Below are 17,654 nucleotides of genomic sequence, written 5' to 3'. Positions count from 1 at the left end.
CACGGTATTAGAGACATAGTGTCCGTCGAATGAGGCCCTCATGCGATTCCTGAAAACCCTGTTTGTCTGGATGTTGATGCTCGCCTTCCTGGCGGCAGCTGGCGCGGGTGCCGGTTGGGTATGGTACAATAACGAATTGACGGCGCCGGGTCCGCTCACGGAGGAAACCGTCATCGAGGTCGCTCCGGGAGAATCGCTCGCTTCGGTGGCGGCGCGGCTGGAGGCGGACGGCGTGATCAAGGACGCGCGGCTGATGCGCCTCAAGTCCCGGATCGACGGCACCGAACTTGACATCAAGACCGGCGAGTACATCATCGACAAGGGCGCAAGCGTCAATCAGGTGCTCAGCATACTGATCGAAGGCCGCTCTCTTCTGCACAAGATCACGCTGCCGGAGGGGCGTACTACGGCGCAGCTCCTGCGCATTATCGAGAAAGACAAGCTGCTTGAAGGCGACATGCCGGAGGTGCTGCCCGAAGAAGGCACGCTGTTGCCGGATACCTACATGTTCCACCGCGGCATGACGCGCATCCAATTGATTGAAAAAATGGAGAAGGCGCAGGCGGACCTGCTCGCTGAACTCTGGCCGACGCGGCAGGAGGGCCTGCCCATCGAGACGCCGTATGAGGCGGTGATCCTCGCCTCTGTGGTGGAGAAGGAAACCGGGCGCGCTGACGAGCGCCCTGAGATCGCTGCGCTGTTCACGACGCGTCTCAAGCGCGGCATGCGTCTGCAGAGTGATCCGACGATCATCTACGGCATCTCGAAGGGCGAGCCACTCTACAACAAGGCCGGCCAGCGCCGCACGCTCTACCGGTCAGAGATCGACCGACATACAGAATGGAACACCTACCAGGTCGACGGCCTGCCAAAGACGCCGATCTGCAATCCGGGCGCCGACGCCATCCGCGCCGTGCTCGATCCTCCGGAGACGGAGTATGTTTTCTTTGTGGCCGACGGTAAGGGCGGCCACCTGTTCGCGAAGACCAATGCGGAACACGAGCGCAATGTGGCCGCCTACCGCGCCTACGAGCGCCAGGAAATTGCGCGTGAGCGGGCCAACTGATGGGAACACTTTCGGGGATGACCGGCTTCGCGCGGGTCACGGGGGAGGAAAGCTGGGGCGCCTGGGCCTGGGAGGCCAAGAGCGTCAACGGCCGTTCGCTGGACGTGCGCGTCAACTACCCGCCGGGTTTTGATGCGCTGGAGCGCGAAGTAAAGGCAATGGCGACGGAGCGGTTCAATCGTGGGTCGCTGCAGGTCAGTCTGAGGATCGACCTGGCGAGCGGTACCGGCGGCGTGGTGATCGACCATACGCTGCTCGCCACCTTGGCGGATGCTGCCCGCAAGGCGCTCGGCACCGATCTGACTCCGGAAGCGGTGGCGACGCTGATGACGCTGAAGGGCGTGGTGGAGACGGGCAGTTCCTCGCTGCGCGACCTTGGCTCGGACGCGGCGGCCATGGCGGTGCTGAGCGCGGGCGCGAAACGGGCGATGGAACAGCTGGCAGAAGGCCGCCGGGCGGAAGGCGCGACGCTGCTGGCGGTGCTGTCCGGCCATCTCGATGAAATCGAAAGACTCTCCGCTGTCGCTGCGAAGGTTGCGGAGACGCAGCCCGGTCTGATCAAGGCGAAACTGGTGAAGCAGCTGGAAGACCTCGACCGCGAAGGCCGGGTTGATGCCGAGCGCTTTGCGGCTGAGGCGGCGCTGTCGGCAGCCCGCGCGGATGTGCGTGAAGAACTCGACCGGCTGGGCGCGCATGTGAAATCCGGCCGCGACCTGCTGAAGGCCGGATCGCCTGCAGGGCGAAAGATCGACTTCCTGGCGCAGGAGCTAAACCGCGAGGCGAACACACTCTGCTCGAAGTCGGCGAGCCTTGATTTGACGAATGCGGGACTCAGCCTCAAAGGAGTGATCGACCAGTTCAAGGAGCAGGCGGCCAATGTCGAATAGCGGACACCCGAAGGACCATGGCCGCCGGCGCGGGCTGATGCTGGTGCTGTCGAGCCCGTCGGGCGCCGGCAAGACAACGCTGTCGAAGATGCTGCTGGAAGAGTTCACCGACGTTAAACTGTCAGTCTCGGCCACCACCCGCCCGCCACGGCCGGGCGAGACTGACGGCAAGGATTACCATTTCCGCACACCGGACCAGTTCAAGGACATGATCGCACGCGGCGAGTTCCTTGAATGGGCCTTCGTGTTCGACAAGTATTACGGAACGCCGAAGGCCGACACGGTCGCGCGGCTCGAGGCGGGCGAGGACGTGTTGTTCGATGTCGACTGGCAGGGCGCCGACGCGCTTCATGACCAGATGCCGAACGATGTCGTCTCGGTGTTTATTCTCCCGCCGAGCATCGACGCGCTGAAGGCGCGTCTTGCGGGCCGGGCGGGGTCTACGGATCAACTGGTCGCGCGCCGGATGGAAGATGCCAAGCGCGAGATCATGCATTGGCGCCGGTATGACTATGTCGTCGTGAATGATGAGTTGAAGGCCGCCTACCAGCGCCTTAAGCGCATCCTGCTCGTCGAACGGCTGAAGCGGTTGCGCCAGCTGGACCTCGAGGACCATGTCCGTATGCTGCTCGGCGAGGGCTAGGCGAGGCTTTCTGCCAGCTTGCGGAATTCGGCCTGCGTCAGCGTTTCTGCCCGCGCGGTCGGATCGATGCCGCAGTCAGCCAGCCAATCCTCCGCCTTCATGCCGCGCTTCTTCGCGAAGGGCTTCAGCGCGGCCCGTAGCATCTTGCGGCGCTGGCCGAAGGCTGCGCCGGCGATCTGTTCGAGCAGTTCGATATGCGCGAAGCGCTTCTCCGGCGGCAGCGGATCGAACACGGCGACCGCGCTGTCAACCTTCGGCGGCGGACGGAAGGCGCCCGGCGGCAGGGTGAAGGAAATGTAGGGCCGGGTGACGGCCTGCGCGAGCACGGCCAGGCGTCCGTAGGCGTCCGTGTCGGCCTTAGCGCAGATCCGCTCAGCGACTTCCTTCTGGAACATAAGCGCCATCTCGCCGCGCCAGTCGCCCGCTTTCAGCCAGTCGACCAGCAGGGGCGTGCCGACATTATACGGAAGGTTGGCGATGATCATGGCCGGGCCGGCGGCGCCAGCCTCGTCCAATACCTTTTCCCAACGCACCTTGCGGGCATCCTTGGCGATCACGACCATCTGGCCGCTTTTTGCTTCTGGCCAATCGAGCAGCGCTTCGGAAAAGCGTGGATCGGTTTCGACCACGATCAGTTTTGCCGGGTCTTCGTTGAGGATGGCGCGGGTCAGTCCGCCGGGGCCGGGGCCGACTTCGATAACAGTGCGGCCTCTGGGCGAGCCCGCAGCATTGGCGGCGCGTTTCAGGATCGAGGGATCGAACAGGAAATGCTGGCCCAGAGACTTGCGGGCGGGGGCGTCGGTCAGCGGGATATGATCGTCGCTCATGCGGCGGCTTTCTGGCGGTTGGCGGCGAAGGTCGCCGCGAGGCGGAGGGCGGCGATCAGGCTGTCAGGCTTGCAGGTAGCAGCGGCGGCTGCGTCATAGGCGGTGCCATGGTCGGGGCTGGTGCGCACAATGGGCAGGCCGAGCGTGGAATTCACGCCGCCCCACATATCGAGCGTCTTGACCGGAATGAGGCCTTGGTCGTGGGTCATTGCAATCACGGCGTCCCACGCGCCGGACAGCGCTTCGGCGAACACGGTATCGCCGGGGCGGGCATGCGAGACGAAAATACCCTCCGCCTGCAGACGATCCGAGGCCGGATTGATGATCTCGATTTCCTCGCGCCCGATGCTGCCGCCTTCGCCTGCATGGGGGTTGAGGCCAGTGAAGGCAATGCGGGGAGCGGCGATGCCAAACTCGTGGACGAGCGAGTTGTGCACGACGCGCGCGATGCGCTCGAGCCGCCCGTCGCCCAGAACGCCGGGTACGTCGCGCAGCGGCATGTGGATGGTGGCGAGCGCAACGCGCAGGCCACCGCCGGTGAGCATCATCACGGGGTTTGCGGCCTGGCCCGCTGCCTCACACAGGTGCGCCACAAATTCCGTATGACCCGGAAAGCGGAAGCCTGTCGAATAGAGCAGCGCCTTGTTGATCGGGTTGGTCACGACACCGGAGGCGCGGCCGGCCAGCGCATCGGCGACGGCAAGTTCGATGGCGCGCACGATGCCGGGGGCGGCTGCCTTGTCCGGTTTGCCGGGCGCAACCGATGGAACGTCGTCTAGCCTGAGGATGGGCAGGGCCTCGGGAAACACGTCTGCGGCATCCGCGGGCGATGAGATCGTCCGCGTCGGCACGCCGGAAATCAGATGCGGGGCGCCAATCAGGTAAAAGGCAAGGGCCGGATCATGGCGCAGGGCCGCCCAGGCGGCCGCCGAGATCGCAGGGCCGCAGCCGGCGGGATCGCCCATCGTCAGGGCCAGAGGGGGAAGGGCAGGTCTGCTCACGCCCGCGATGTCGCGCCAATTGGCCCGTCAGGCAAGCGCGTTCGTTGCCGTTAACGGTAAATGATGGTGGCGTCGCGGCGGGAGTTGCGTAGCTCGCGCTCCGAAATCATGTTCAGCTCGCGCGCCTTGATCGAGCCTTTCATGTCTTCCTTCGAAGGCAGGGCCTCGGCCCCGTCCTGACGCCGGCAGACGTACATCACGGCGAGCCCGCCGCCGACAGCGAAGATTTCGGTGGGCGAGCCGACCGCGGTGCCGAGCACAAGGCCGCGGCCTTCTTCGCCGAGTTCGACAACGTCGATATCCAAAAGGTCCTGCGCGCGCAGCTCGCTTTTGGAGTTGGCGACCGACTGGACATCGTCGCACGATTTGATGCGGCCCATGGCTTCGGTGAGCGTGGCTTCTTTGGCGTCGGTGGCGACGAGGCGCTTCAGGTCGACCTTGGTGGTCGGCTGGCTCGGCTCGCGCTTGGCCGTGACGTTAAGGATGTAGATGCCATTCTCGACCTGGACGGGTGGCAACAGGGACGGAACGGTTGCGCCGGTCACGGCTGCGGAGAGCGCCGGGGAGAGGTCATCCGCCGACACCCAGCCCATGTCGCCGCCGGTCGCCGCCGTCGGCGCTGACGAGATGCGTTGCGCGGCAATGCGGAAGTCCGCACCCTGCTGCAGCTGCTGGATGATCGACTCGGCGGCTTTCAGGGCCTCCGGACGGGTCGCTGCGTCGGGGGCGTAGAGGAAGATTTCGGCGACGCGGTACTGCGTGGTCTTCATGGCAGCGCGCATGCGGCTCAGCTGGTCTTCGACCTGGTTGTCGGAAATCCGGATGCGCGAGCCGAACAGGCCACTCATCAAGCGGTTCCATGCAATATCGGCGCGGATCTGTTCTTCCAGGCTCACCGGGTTCACCCCGGCGGTGAGCAGTTGCTGGCGCAGGCCGTCCGCGCCAATGCCGCTTTCGGCGGCCATGTCGCTGAGTTCGGCGTCGATTTCACGCGGATCAACTTCCACTTCATATTCCGCCACACGGTCAAGCTGCAGGCGTTCGTCGATCAGCTGTTCCAGCGCCTGGCCGGTGATCTGCTGGATCTGCTCGGGCGATGGCTCGCCCCGGCCCAGCGTCAGCAGCAGGAGGCGGGCGCGCTGGCGCACGTCGGAGTAGGAAATCGGCTTGTCGTTAACGATGGCGGCAATGCCTTCCAGCTGGAGACGGTTGTCTTCTGCCGCTGCCTGAGCCAGGGCAGAGGGGGCGCTCAGGGCCACGAGGGCTGCCATCAAGACTGCACGAACCATACAATTCCTCCGCGGGATGCTGCAGCGCAGACCCCTATAATGCTTCGCCCAGACCATACAAATCCCGGCCTGCCGCGCAACGCGGCAGCACAGTAGGCGATGAATTCTTGCAGTTTTCAGGCCGGATTGACGTTTGCGTCAATTCTATTGCCCGCTTCCGAAGTTGCCGAGCGATTTCAAGGTAAAGCGGAACTGGAAGTTCTCGGTTGGCCCCAGGGTACGGTCGCTCAGCTCGCTGCGGCTGTAGAGCAGCTCGAAGCGCGAACAGTCGTCGGAATAGGCAATGCCGATGTCGCGGCGCGCATCAAGGGCCTGGCTGATGTCGCGCAGCTGGCCGAAGATGATCGAATACGAGTCGGAGACCTGAACTTCGCCCTGGATGTAGATGCCTTCGTCCGCGGTGCCGAGGGGGCTGATCCGCGAATCGATCTTGTAGTACTGCGCCACGGCCCGGAACCGGTCGAATGACGTCGAGGCTCTAAGGTCGAGGCGGTTGAGGGCGAAGTCCTTGTCGTCGAGGCGCAGGCGGCTCGACAGGTTCAGGTTGCGGCCAAGGTCCAGCGAGGCCGAGGCTACCCAGTCCGATTTCTTGCCGTCGAGGTTGGAGGCCACATCGAACGTGTCATCGGCGCGCGACCGCCAGCGTCGGCCAACGGTGGTGCTGAGCTCGGTGCCGTTCTTCCAAAGGGCGCGGGCCGTGAGGCCGGCCGACAGTTTGCCGTCGCCTTCATAGAGGTCGTAATTGCCGAAGCCGTTGGCCTCAAACAGGGACGACTCGTCAAACTCGTAGAGCTGGCTGTCCTCGACCGGGATGGCCGGATCGTTGGCGTTGGAGAAGCCCCAGGCAGCCATCACTGCTGGCTCCAGCATCACGTCCACGGTCTTGCCCGGACGCACCATCGGATAGGCGAGCTTCGCACCGGCATTGCCGACCGCGCGGGACACCTGGTCCTTGCCGCTGACGGCTTCGTCGAGGGAATAGAAATCGCCGCGCAGTTCCACGAACGGTTCGAAGGTCGCCCCGCCGGGCAGCAGGTTGAAGTTGCGCCATTCGCCGCCCGCGCTGACCCGGTGGCTGTCGGCGCCTACATCGCGGGTCAGGATGGCGGAGGAGACCTTCGCGTTGGCAAAGCCATAGCTGCCGAGATCCCAGTTCTGTTCGGCGTAGAGCAGGGGTGAGACGACCGGCAGCTGGTTAGCATCGTCCACGCCGCGCAGGCCCTGGAAGTTCAGCAGCGCCACGTCGGCGTAGTAGTCTTCGCCCTGGCCGACCGCGAACAGCTGCGAGAGCAGGCGGCGAGGCTGGTTGGAATAGAGGCCGCGCTTGGCGTTCTGGCCGTCAATGTTGTAGCGGCGGTCGTACAGGTCATCCGACTGGCGCTCGACGGCAAAGCCCCATTTCCATTGCGGACTGATCGCGAAGGCTCCGTTGGCGTAGATGTGCCCGCGCAGCAGGTCCTCGCCGAACTTGTTGCCACTGCTGTCGAAGTCCTGCTCCTGGGTGAAGCTGGTGTTGACCTGCACTTCGCCGGAGTAAAAACGCTTGCGATAGTCGAGATTGACCACCGGATTGACGTTGGAAGAGAACATCGGGGAGATCGTGACGTCCGAGTAATCGGAGATCGCCCAGTAGTAAGGTTGCTTGTAGTAAAGGCCCAGCATCGACGAGCGGCCGGCATCCGGGATCAGCAGGCCGGAGCGGCGGTCCGAGGTCGGATCGGGGTGGGCGAGATAGGGCAGGTAGAAGACCGGAACACCGGCAATCTCGACCACCGCATCCCGGTAGGAGATCATCTGGCTTTCCTGATCCAGAACGGCGCGCCGGGCGCGGATCGTCCAGGTCGGTGTCTTGTCTTCTTCACAGATCTCGCAGGCCGTGTAGACGACCTGGTCGAGTGCGTTGAACCCGCCCGAACTGCGAATGGCCGAATTGGCGGTGACGGTGGCGCCCTGCGCAAGGCGGGCGGAGAAGCCGATGGCGTAGCCATCCGACAGGTTCGAGCCGACTTCTGCTTCATCGGAGAACTGCTGCGCGCCATCCACGTCGATGATCACAACATTGCCGATGGCGCGCACTTTTTCAGTTGTGCGGTTATAGATCAGCTTGTCGGCGCGCAGGATGCGCCCCTGATAGAGGGCTTCAACATTGCCTTCGGCAACGATGCTGTTCTCGGCAGCGATTTCGTAGACCGTATCGGCCTCAAGAACCACGCGTTCGTCAGAGGTTTCTGCCGTGGGGGCGGCCGCAACGGCAGAGGCGTCCTGCGCCTGTGCGGCGAGCGGCAACACGGCCGAGAACCCGGCGAGCAGCGCGTATTGGGACCAGAAAGCCAAACGGTTCACCCTCACTGTGCCGCCGGTCAGCGCGAACCTGCCATCCCCTGCAGGACCATGCGGCGTTTCGAGAGGCTTAGAGTTGATCCAGCGGGCCGTCCAGCCATCCGGGCGCCAAGCCCTGCTTTTGACGGTGGGGCCGGTGCATGCAAGCCACAGGGGGCGGACAACGGGGCCACCGGATCACGCGGGATATGGCCGGGCTTCCCCCGCGAGTTAAAGTTCCATCTGCACGGCCTGGCATTGCACAGAATTGAGCCCGGCCGCCCGGGCGATCTCGTCGATCGGCATAGGATGCGGGCTCAGCGCCTGGCGAACCCGTGCCAGCTGGTCCTGCGGCGGCGGCCCGTCAAGGAACTCCGGCGTGAAGGCCGGCGCGGGCGGCGCGGCCTCATGCAGCGGCGGCAGCCCCGCCATCGCGTCCAGCTCATCGGCGGCATGGCGCACCAGCGCCGCGCCTTGCCGGATCAGGCCATTGGTGCCCGCCGCGCGCGGGTCGAGCGGCGAGCCGGGGACGGCCATCACCTCTGCCGGCCATGCGCACCGAGATCAGCGAGCTGGAACGCTCCGCCGCCTCAACCACGATCGTGCCCCGGGCAAGACCGGTGATGATGCGGTTGCGGCGGGGAAGGTCCTGCGCCCGCGCCTTGTAGCCCGCCGGGTTTTCAGAAACGATCAGGCCCTGTTCGGCAACCTCGCGGTAGAGCCGCTCATGCTGTGGCGGATAGACATGATCCACGCCGCCGCCCAGCACGGCGACCGTTCCGGTCTTCAGACTCGCCGCATGCGCCTCGCCGTCAATGCCCAACGCGAGGCCGGAGACGACTGACAGCCCCGCGCAGCCAAGATCCGCTGCCATGTCACGGGCAATCTTGCGCCCCGCCGCCGAGGCATTGCGCGCGCCCACAATCGCCACAGCATCTTGGCGCGCCAGTGCCAGATTGCCGATCACCGTCAGCACCGGAGGCGGCGGGTCCAGCGACACAAGCAGCTACGGGAAATCCGGCTCGCAACTCGCAATGATCCGCGCGCCGCACCTGGCGGTGGCGGCCATCTCGTCCTCGATGGCGCTAACCGGGGGCAGGGTGATCTTGCGCCCCCTCGCCATGAGGCTGGCAATCTCGGGCAAGGCGGCCATCGCATCGCCCGCATTGCCATACCGCTCGATCGGGCGGGCAAAGGTCAGCGGGCCAATATTCGGTGTACGGACGAGACGAAGCCGGTCGCGGCGCTCAGCGTTGGTCAGCCGCCGCAGGGTCAATCTTCCGGCTTGGCTTTCGGCGAGCCGAAGGCGGGCTCGGTGCCGTTCAGCAGCCGTCCGATATTTGCCCGGTGCGTCCAGAACACCAGAACCGATAGCAGAACCAGCCCGCCCAGCACAACTGGATTGCGTTCACCCAGCAGGTAGGCACCGGGCGGCACAGCCACCGCCGCCACAAGTGCCGAGAGCGATGAAATCCGCGTCAGCGCGAAGATGCCCAGCCAGATTGGTCCGCCCACCAGCAGCCCTTTCAGCGGCGTGATGCAGGCGAGCAGGCCCACATAGGTTGCCACGCCTTTGCCGCCCTTGAAGCCCAGCCAGATCGGGTAGCAATGCCCGAGGAACGCCGCCGCGCCCGCAACCATGCCGGCTTCGCGCCCGCCGAACCAGGTAAAGCCCAGCGCCACAATGCCCGCCTTCAGGCTGTCCAGCAGCAGCGTCGCCAACGCGAGGTCCTTGCGCCCGGTGCGCAGCACGTTCGTCGCGCCGATGCTTTTCGATCCGATCTCGCGGATATCGCCAAGCCCCGCCGCCTTAACCAGCACCAGCCCGAAGGGTATCGACCCCGCCAGATAGCCAACCGCCACGGCCAATGCGTAAAGCGCCTCTTGCGGCATGTGTGGTTCGTTCCCCGTCCGTCCCTGATGCGTGAAGGTTTAGGGGGGCAGGGCGGACGGGGCAAGGCCCGGATTCTGCGAGCCCCGGGACTATAGCCGCCGCTGGGGTATCAGCCGCTCGACGGCTTCGGCTTCCGCGGTTCGTTTCAGTTCCCGAAGAAACTGGGCCAGCACGCCCAGATACATTGTCTCCGGAACGATGTGCTCGAATCCGCCCTCCGGGTTGCCGTAGAATCCGTAGATGTCGACATGCCCCGTGGGAACATGGATGCCCATGACTTCCCGGTCATGGTCGTCGATGCCCTCCGGAAAATTCATGCCATAGCCCTCGTGCCCGAACCCGACCCGGCGTGTGGCAAAGTCTGCGAGAAAGCTGGGCGTTGGCCACCAGCTGAGTACCTCGCGAATATCGCGTTCAATCATCTCATCTGAAACCGGCTGACGTAACATCCTACCGCTCGAACGCCGTCTTCCCGCCGACAAACGTGCGCATCACGCGGCCCTGCAAACGCCGCCCGTCAAAGGGCGAGTTCTTGGAGCGCGAGAGCAGGTGGTCGCGGTCGCAGAGCCAGGGCTTGCCGGGATCGAAGAGGATGAGGTCCGCCGGCGCGCCCTTGGCGATGCGGCCCTGCGGCAGGCCGAGGATCGAGGCGGGGCCGAATGTGACCGGCGTCAACGCCTCCAGCAGCGTCAGTTCCTCCTCCGCCACCAGCGTCAGCAGGCAAGGCAGCACTGTCTCCAGCCCCGCCGCGCCGAACGCCGCCTCGCCGAACGGCAGGCGCTTTTCCTCCGGGGGCTGAGGATCATGCGCGGAGACAACTGCGTCAATCGCGCCTTCCTTCAGCGCATGCACCAGCGTCTTTCGCATCCGTTCGGTCCGGAAAGGCGGGTTCACCTTGCAATAGGTAAGGTAGTCGCCGATATCCAGCTCATTGAAGAACAGCGAATGCGCCGCCACCGTCGTAAACACTTTCGCGCCGCGGCCCCGCGCTATGTCCACCACATCCAGCGTGCGCTGCGAGGTCACCTGATCCAGGATCAGCGTGCAACCTGTCTGCTCGGCCAGCGTCACATCGCGCATCGCGCCCAGCCATTCTGCCTCGAGGGGAATGCCCGAAAGCCCGTTGCGCGCCGCAAACTCGCCCGCATTCATCACGCCGCCGCCCGCGAGCGTGCGGTCATCGGGCCGCGACATCACGATGGCCCCGCGCGAGGCGGCATAGGTCATCGCCCGCTTCATCACCTGCGCGCTCGCCACCGGCCAGTCACCATTCGTGAACAACACCGCGCCCGCTTCCGCCATCAGGCCGATCTCGGACATCGCCTCGCCCGCAAGGCCGACCGTCAGCCCGCCCGCCGGATAAACCCGCGCAAACGCCGTCTCGCGCCCGCGCTCGGCAATGAACTGCACCAGCGCGACATCATCAATCACCGGCCGCGTATCCGGCATCACCACAAGGCTCGTAATCCCGCCGCTCAGCGCCGCGCGCGAGGCCGTTGCCAGCGTTTCCTTGTGCTCCTCGCCCGGCTCGCCGGTCTTGGCGCGCAGGTCGATCAGGCCGGGTGCGAGGCAAAGCCCGCCCGCATCTATCGTTTCCTTCGCATCCTTGAAGGATACACCCGTCCCTGTACGGAACTCCTTGATCACGCCCCTGTCGATGAACACACCGCCTGGCGCGTCCGTTCCGGTCGCAGGGTCAATGAGGCGCGCGTTGACAATCTCGAAGCTCATGAGCGCGCTCCTGCCAGAAGGTGCAGCACCGCTTCGCGCACTGCGACGCCCATCTCCACCTGCTGCGTTATCACCGACCGCTCGCCATCGGCTATGGAACTTTCAATCTCCACGCCGCGGTTCATCGGCCCGGGGTGCATCACGATGGCATCGTCTTTGGCCAGCGCCAGCCGGTCCGCCGTCAGGCCGAAATAGCGGAAATACTCGCGCTGGCTCGGCAACAGGCTGCCATTCATCCGCTCCAGTTGCAGGCGCAGCATCATCACAACATCTGCTCCGGGCAGCGCGCGGTCAAAATCCGTGCCCGCACTTTCTGCACCCCAGGTTTCCGTACCCGGAGGGATCAGCGTGCGCGGCCCGCACACGTGCACTCGCGCGCCCATCAGGTGCAACGCCATCGTTGTCGAGCGCGCCACTCGGCTATGCGCGATGTCGCCGCAGATGACGACCTTCAGGCCCTCGATGCGGCCTTTGACGCGGCGGATGGTGAGCAGGTCAAGCAGCGCCTGCGTTGGATGCTCGTGCGTGCCGTCGCCGGCATTGATTACCGTGCAGTCGACCTTGCGCGACAAGAGCTTCGCGCCGCCCGACGCCGAATGGCGGACGACCAGTGCGTCCGGCTTCATCGCGTTAAGCGTCATCGCGGTGTCGATCAGCGTCTCGCCCTTCTTCACCGACGAGTTCGCCACCGGCATCGAGACGACATCCGCGCCAAGACGGCGCGCTGCAATCTCAAAGCTCGACAGCGTGCGCGTCGAGTTCTCGAAGAAGAGGTTAACCACTGTCTTGCCGGTCAGCACCGGATCGGGCCGGCGGCCTGCGCGCGTAGTCTCGGCGTACGTGTCCGCCAAGTCCAATATGTGAGCAATATCAAGGGGGTGAAGGCCTTCGATTCCCAGCAGATGGTCGTGCTGGAAGGTATAGTCTTGTCGCGCTTCAGCCATGAAGGCCCCTTCGATTTGCGGCGGTTTAGGCGCGAATCCGCTGCCGGGCAAGCCTTCAGCCGCCCTCAATCACCCAATGACAGGCCCAAATTATTCGTCAGCGGCTTTCTTTGTTTTCGCGGGCGCTTTCTTGGCTGCCGGCTTTTTCGCGGCCGGTTTCTTGGCGGCGGCCTTCTTTGGCGCGGCTTTCTTCTTGCCGCCGCCGCTGCTGCCTGCTTTCGCGTTCACCAGTTCCAGCGCGGCTTCGAGGGTGACCGTCTCCGGGGCCATGTCCTTCGGAAGTGTGGCGTTTACCTTGCCCCATTTCACATAGGGGCCGTACTTGCCGGCGAAGACTTCGACCGGGCCGCCATCGGGATGCTCGCCGAGCAACTTGAGGGCGGCTACGCCGCCGCGTCCGCCGCCGCCGGCAGCGGCCTTGGCGCGTTTGTCGGCGATCAGGTCTACAGCGCGGTTGATGCCGATGGAAAAGACGTCCGCAGGGTCCTTGAGGTTCGCATAGGTCTTGCCGTGTTGCACGTACGGACCAAAGCGGCCGAAATTGGCGAGGATCATTTCTCCATCTTCCGGGTGCGGACCAATTTCGCGCGGCAGGCTTAGAAGCTCCACGGCGCGTGACAGGGTCAGCGTGTCCGGGCTGTCGGCCTTGGCGAGGCTCGCGCGTTTTGGCTTCTCGCCGTTCGCCATCTCGACATAAGGGCCGAAGCGGCCGGATTTCAGCAGGATCATCTCGCCCTTCTCGGGGTGGATGCCGATCTCGTTGCCGTCCGGATTGATCGTGCCTTCGCCGCCTTCGGCGGAGAATTGGCGGGTATACTTGCACTCTGGGTGGCGGGAGCAGCCGACAAAGGCGCCGAACTTGCCAAGCTTCATCGACAACTCGCCCTCTTTGCAGAGCGGGCAGAGGCGCGGGTTGTCGATAGGATTGCCGTCGGCGTCCTGGCGCGGGAAGACATAAGCGCCCAGTGTCTCGTTAAGGGCGTCAAGGACATGCGTAACGCGCAGGTCTTTCGTGCCGTCGATGTCGACCGCGAACTGCGTCCAGAAATCACGCAGGAAGGCTTTCCAGTCGAGTTTGCCGTCTGAGATGACGTCGAGTTTCTCTTCAAGGCCTGCAGTGAAATCATATTCCACATAACGTGCGAAGAAGTTCTCTAGGAAAGCGGTAACGAGGCGGCCTTTGTCCTCAGGCACCAACGCCTTGCCTTCGACACGGACATAACCGCGGTCTTCCAGCGTCGACATGGTGGAGGCGTAGGTTGACGGGCGGCCGATTCCAAGTTCCTCAAGGCGCTTGACCAGCGAGGCTTCTGTATAGCGCGGTGGCGGCGTCGTGAAGGACTGGTTGGCCTCGGCCTTCAGAAGATCCGCATGCTGGCCTTCCGACATTTTCGGCAGGCGACCTTCAGCATCATCGTCATCCTCGCCGGCGTCATGGCCTTCGGTGTAGAGCTTGATGTAGCCATCGAATACGACGACCTGGCCGGTTGCGCGCAGAGTCGCTCGCTTGTCCTTGGAGGCGAGGTCGATGGTTGTGCGCTCAAACAGCGCCGCTTCCATCTGCGAGGCGACCGCGCGGCGCCAGACGAGGGTGTAGAGTTTCTTCAGGTCGCCGTCGCCGTGATAGTCTTCCGGGCGCAGGTGGAAGTCGGTCGGGCGCACCGCCTCGTGGGCCTCCTGGGCGTTCTTGGCCTTGGAGGAATAGCGGCGGGTGTTTTCCGGCAGGTAGCGCGCGCCATAATTCGACTGGATCATGCTTCTGGCGGCGGAGTAGGCCTCTTCGGCCATGTTGACGCCGTCGGTCCGCATGTAGGTGATGCGGCCTTCCTCATAGAGCTTCTGCGCGGCCTGCATGGTGCGCTTTGCGTTGAAGCCGAGCTTGCGGCTGGCTTCCTGCTGCAATGTGGATGTGATGAAGGGCGGCGGCGGGTTGCGCTTAACCGGCTTGGCTTCGACGCTGGCGACAGAATAGCCGCCAACCTTGACGATCGCCAGCGCGCGGTCCGCATCGCCCTTGTTGCCGAGGGTGAACTTCTTCAGCGTCTCGCCGTCGAGGGCATGCAGGCGCGCCTCGAAGGCGGTGCCGTCGGGCGCGCGCAGGTCTGCGGCGATGTTCCAGTATTCCTGCGGGCGAAAGAGTTCGATCTCGTTCTCGCGGTCACAAACGATGCGAAGTGCCACCGACTGCACGCGGCCCGCCGACCGCGAGCCTGGCAGCTTGCGCCAGAGCACGGGCGATAGGTTGAAGCCGACGAGATAGTCCAGCGCGCGGCGCGCAAGGTAGGCGTCCACCAGTTCGGCGTCGATGGCGCGGGGATGTTCCATCGCGGTCGTGACGGCGTTCTTGGTGATCGCGTTGAACACCACGCGCTCGACAAGGATGTCCTTCTTCAGGGCGCGCCGCTTCTTGAGGGCCTCGACAATGTGCCAGGAAATCGCCTCGCCTTCGCGGTCAGGGTCGGTCGCGAGGATGAGGGTGTCGGCGTCTTTCAAGGCGTTGGCGATGTCGGAAATGCGCTTTGCCGATTTGGCGTCGGCTTCCCAGACCATCTCGAAATCATTGTCCGGATCGACGGAGCCGTTCTTGGAGGGAAGGTCGCGGATATGGCCGTAGGAGGCGAGGACTTTATAGTCCTTTCCCAGGTACTTGTTGATCGTTTTGGCCTTGGCGGGCGACTCGACGACGACAAGTTTCATGCGCTTTCCCTCTTTAAGGGCGGCAGAGATGGTCCGGGGGGTAGGGCCGTGTCAAGGCCGGAGCCGCGTTAGCCGTCTTCGCGATAGGCGATGAAGGCAAGGCTCACAAAGAGGAAAAACAGGGGCGGCGACCAGGCCGCTACAGGCGGTGGCGCCGCGCCTGTAGCCCCAAGGCTGGCAGAGAACTGGGTGAAGAAATAGAGCCCCACGGCGGCCAGGACACCCGTGGCCAGAAGGCGCGACGTGCCGCCGAGGCGCTGCAATCTGAGGCAGGCAAGAGCCCCGATCAGGGCCATCGCGACGAACAGAACGGGGGTGGCGGTCAGCGAATACCAGCGCATCGTATAGCGCGACGCATCAAGCCCGGCCGCGCGTGTCTCGTGGATGAAGCCGGGCAGGTCCCAGAAGCCGATGGAGTTTGGCGAGGCGAACTTGTCGAGCAAGGTAACGGCGTTCAGCGAGGTTGGGATGGCGAGCCTCTCGCGGCGTTCCGGCAACTGGTTCGGCAGGTTTTCGACAAGGTTCTCGAGCTGCCAGAAGCCATCGTTGAGCACGGCGCGCTCGGCATCGATACGGCGCACGAAGGCAAAGTCGCTGGTGGGCCGGCGGCCGTCATAGAGGCGCTGCTCCTCGATGAGTTTCACGTCCAGCAGCGTGCGCCCCGAATTCTCCACCTGGCGGGCATGGATCACGATCTGGCTGGTATCGTCGCCCTGGCGCAGCCAGATGCCTGTATCGGCGACAGCAAGGGTTTCCTGCCCGATCTGCAGCAGGCGCGAGCGCTCATACTCGAACGACTGTGTGAGCCGGGCGGCGAACGGATTGAGGATAAGCGACGAAAAGAGGCCAACACCGGTCGCCAGCACGATCACAGGCGTGAGGAAGCGCCAGGCGGAAAGGCCGCTGGCGCGGATGATCGAGAGTTCGGAGCGCCGGTTGAGCCGCGTGAAGGCCAGCATGCAGGCGGCAAGAAGCGCGAAGGGCAGGGTCTGCTCGATCAGCAGCGGCAGCTTCATCAGCGACAAGCGCAAAGCGCTCAGAAGGCTGAGGCTGACATCGCCGCCGACCGTGCGCAGCTGCTCCACCACGTCGATCAGCAGGATCGCCAGCACCAGCAGCCCAAGCACCAGCGCAAGGCCCGAAAGGCACTCCTTCAATATGTATGTCTGGATACGCGACATCAGGCCGTTGCCTTATGCCGCGGGATCAGCAGGCCGCTCGTCGGCGGCGCGCGTTTGCCGATATGCCGGCCGCGGCCGAAATAGACCCAGCACAAGGTGACGATCAGGAGGATCGGCACGACCCACTGGACGACGTTCATCGAAGGGTCTTCCGCGGCCGCCGATTGCAGTGCCAGCTGCACGACCAGCACGACAGTGGCACAGGCCGACGCGATGCCGATACGCCGGCCATAGCCCTGCCGGTTGAAATCCCCCCCCAGCACGGCAACGATGGCGAGCAGCGCCATCACGATGTTCAGGAGCGGCGTCGTCAGGCGCGCATTCGCCTCCGACAAGAAGTCGTGGGCTTGCTTGTTCTGGAAGTAGTCCTTCCGGTCCACGAAGATCAGTTCGTGCAGGAACTTGTCCGAGGCCTTCAGGATCAGCTCGGAGTCTTCCTTCATGAAATCCGTCAGGTCGAACATGTACTGGTCGAACTCAAGGATCGACAGTTGTTGGTTGGTATCGAGCTGCTGACTGAGTGCATCGCGCAGGAGCAGGGTCGGACGGCCATCGACCGAGACCAGCGCGGCAGAACGGGCGAGAATGTCGGTCGGAAAGTCCGGGTCGGTCATGTCCGAGATCATCACGCCGCGTAGTTCGCCATTGACCTGGTCACGGGCGTAGAAGGTGAGACGGTCGCCGTTGGTGGTAAACTGGCCCGGGCGGATCAGTGCGGCAGCAAGGTCCGCCCGCGCAACCGCGACAGCTTCGCGCATAGCGCGCTGCGAGGCCGGCTGGCCCCAGAGGTTCACGCCGAGGTGCAGAACAAGGCAGAGCGTGGCGAGCCGGAGCACCGGCGAAGCAACCTGCCAGCGCGTCATGCCGGCCGCTTGGGCCACCACGATCTCGGAGTCTTTGTGGATGCGGTTCAGCGACCAGACCGTACCGACAAAGATGGCGAGCGGCGTAAGCAATGCGATCACCTGCGGCGAGCCGAGCATGACGATGTAGAAATAGGTGAGCGCCGACTGGCGGTTCTCGAGGATCAGGTCGGTGCGCGAAAGTCCCTGGGCCAGAAGGGCCATCATCACGAGCCCGCCGACGATGATGATCACCGCCTGCAGGATCTGACGGAACAGATGGGCCTGGATTTTCGTCATGTCTGGCGGGGTGCGACGCTCTATCTTGCTAAA

The 17,654-nt window shown here is 64.3% G+C and carries 17 protein-coding genes; 3 read left to right on the top strand and 14 right to left on the bottom strand.

The window, feature by feature from the left end:
• The first annotated feature begins 40 nt into the window (after positions 1 to 40).
• Genes mltG through gmk form a run of 3 tightly spaced genes read left to right on the top strand, consistent with a single transcriptional unit; the run spans position 41 to position 2,596 of the window.
• A complete protein-coding gene (mltG, locus tag Q0C17_RS06680) occupies positions 41 to 1,066 on the top strand; it encodes an endolytic transglycosylase MltG (RefSeq protein WP_291203237.1) in 1,026 nt (341 codons plus the stop codon).
• Positions 1,066 to 1,953, top strand: a complete 888-nt coding sequence (locus tag Q0C17_RS06675; protein ID WP_291203234.1) for a YicC/YloC family endoribonuclease — start codon at positions 1,066 to 1,068, stop codon at positions 1,951 to 1,953. Before mltG ends, Q0C17_RS06675 begins: the two co-directional genes overlap by 1 nt.
• Positions 1,943 to 2,596 carry a guanylate kinase gene (gene gmk, locus Q0C17_RS06670; protein ID WP_291203232.1) on the top strand — a complete coding sequence of 218 codons (654 nt, stop codon included), beginning with the start codon at positions 1,943 to 1,945 and terminating at the stop codon, positions 2,594 to 2,596. Before Q0C17_RS06675 ends, gmk begins: the two co-directional genes overlap by 11 nt.
• On the opposite strand, the gene rsmA is transcribed toward gmk, so the two are convergent.
• From rsmA to Q0C17_RS06600, 14 genes are all read right to left on the bottom strand, one after another.
• On the bottom strand, positions 2,593 to 3,423 hold the full coding sequence (gene rsmA, locus Q0C17_RS06665) for a 16S rRNA (adenine(1518)-N(6)/adenine(1519)-N(6))-dimethyltransferase RsmA (RefSeq protein ID WP_291203229.1): 831 nt from the start codon (positions 3,421 to 3,423) through the stop codon (positions 2,593 to 2,595). The genes gmk and rsmA overlap by 4 nt on opposite strands.
• On the bottom strand, positions 3,420 to 4,424 hold the full coding sequence (pdxA, locus tag Q0C17_RS06660; protein ID WP_291203226.1) for a 4-hydroxythreonine-4-phosphate dehydrogenase PdxA: 1,005 nt from the start codon (positions 4,422 to 4,424) through the stop codon (positions 3,420 to 3,422). Before pdxA ends, rsmA begins: the two co-directional genes overlap by 4 nt.
• Before the next feature lie 50 nt (positions 4,425 to 4,474).
• Positions 4,475 to 5,713 (bottom strand): peptidylprolyl isomerase, encoded by a 1,239-nt coding sequence (locus tag Q0C17_RS06655; RefSeq protein ID WP_291203223.1) that lies wholly within the window; start codon positions 5,711 to 5,713, stop codon positions 4,475 to 4,477.
• Between the two features lie 144 nt (positions 5,714 to 5,857).
• Positions 5,858 to 8,047 carry an LPS assembly protein LptD gene (gene lptD / locus Q0C17_RS06650; RefSeq protein WP_291203220.1) on the bottom strand — a complete coding sequence of 730 codons (2,190 nt, stop codon included), beginning with the start codon at positions 8,045 to 8,047 and terminating at the stop codon, positions 5,858 to 5,860.
• A gap of 216 nt (positions 8,048 to 8,263) precedes the next feature.
• Positions 8,264 to 8,494: a hypothetical protein gene (locus tag Q0C17_RS06645; RefSeq protein WP_291203217.1), complete on the bottom strand. Its 231-nt coding sequence runs from the start codon at positions 8,492 to 8,494 to the stop codon at positions 8,264 to 8,266.
• Positions 8,475 to 9,032 carry a DNA-processing protein DprA gene (locus tag Q0C17_RS06640; protein WP_291203214.1) on the bottom strand — a complete coding sequence of 186 codons (558 nt, stop codon included), beginning with the start codon at positions 9,030 to 9,032 and terminating at the stop codon, positions 8,475 to 8,477. Before Q0C17_RS06640 ends, Q0C17_RS06645 begins: the two co-directional genes overlap by 20 nt.
• Positions 9,033 to 9,038: 6 nt before the next feature.
• Entirely contained in the window at positions 9,039 to 9,308 is a 270-nt protein-coding gene (locus tag Q0C17_RS06635) for a hypothetical protein (protein ID WP_291203211.1), read from the bottom strand.
• A complete protein-coding gene (plsY, locus tag Q0C17_RS06630) occupies positions 9,305 to 9,925 on the bottom strand; it encodes a glycerol-3-phosphate 1-O-acyltransferase PlsY (protein WP_291203208.1) in 621 nt (206 codons plus the stop codon). The genes Q0C17_RS06635 and plsY overlap by 4 nt, the downstream gene beginning before the upstream one ends.
• Positions 9,926 to 10,015: 90 nt before the next feature.
• Positions 10,016 to 10,348: a hypothetical protein gene (locus Q0C17_RS06625; protein WP_291203205.1), complete on the bottom strand. Its 333-nt coding sequence runs from the start codon at positions 10,346 to 10,348 to the stop codon at positions 10,016 to 10,018.
• A 28-nt stretch (positions 10,349 to 10,376) separates the two neighbouring features.
• Positions 10,377 to 11,657 (bottom strand): dihydroorotase, encoded by a 1,281-nt coding sequence (gene pyrC, locus Q0C17_RS06620; protein WP_291203202.1) that lies wholly within the window; start codon positions 11,655 to 11,657, stop codon positions 10,377 to 10,379.
• A complete protein-coding gene (locus Q0C17_RS06615; RefSeq protein WP_291203199.1) occupies positions 11,654 to 12,601 on the bottom strand; it encodes an aspartate carbamoyltransferase catalytic subunit in 948 nt (315 codons plus the stop codon). Before Q0C17_RS06615 ends, pyrC begins: the two co-directional genes overlap by 4 nt.
• A 90-nt stretch (positions 12,602 to 12,691) precedes the next feature.
• Positions 12,692 to 15,298 carry a type I DNA topoisomerase gene (gene topA, locus Q0C17_RS06610; RefSeq protein ID WP_291203196.1) on the bottom strand — a complete coding sequence of 869 codons (2,607 nt, stop codon included), beginning with the start codon at positions 15,296 to 15,298 and terminating at the stop codon, positions 12,692 to 12,694.
• Between the two features lie 68 nt (positions 15,299 to 15,366).
• Positions 15,367 to 16,479: an LptF/LptG family permease gene (locus tag Q0C17_RS06605; protein ID WP_291203193.1), complete on the bottom strand. Its 1,113-nt coding sequence runs from the start codon at positions 16,477 to 16,479 to the stop codon at positions 15,367 to 15,369.
• Positions 16,479 to 17,621, bottom strand: coding sequence for an LptF/LptG family permease (locus Q0C17_RS06600; RefSeq protein WP_291203190.1), 1,143 nt, complete (start codon positions 17,619 to 17,621; stop codon positions 16,479 to 16,481). The genes Q0C17_RS06605 and Q0C17_RS06600 overlap by 1 nt, the downstream gene beginning before the upstream one ends.
• Positions 17,622 to 17,654 lie beyond the last annotated feature (33 nt).

Source organism: Hyphomonas sp., from assembly GCF_022844445.1.
Lineage (GTDB): Bacteria > Pseudomonadota > Alphaproteobacteria > Caulobacterales > Hyphomonadaceae > Hyphomonas.
This window is presented reverse-complemented; position numbering and strand designations above follow the sequence as displayed.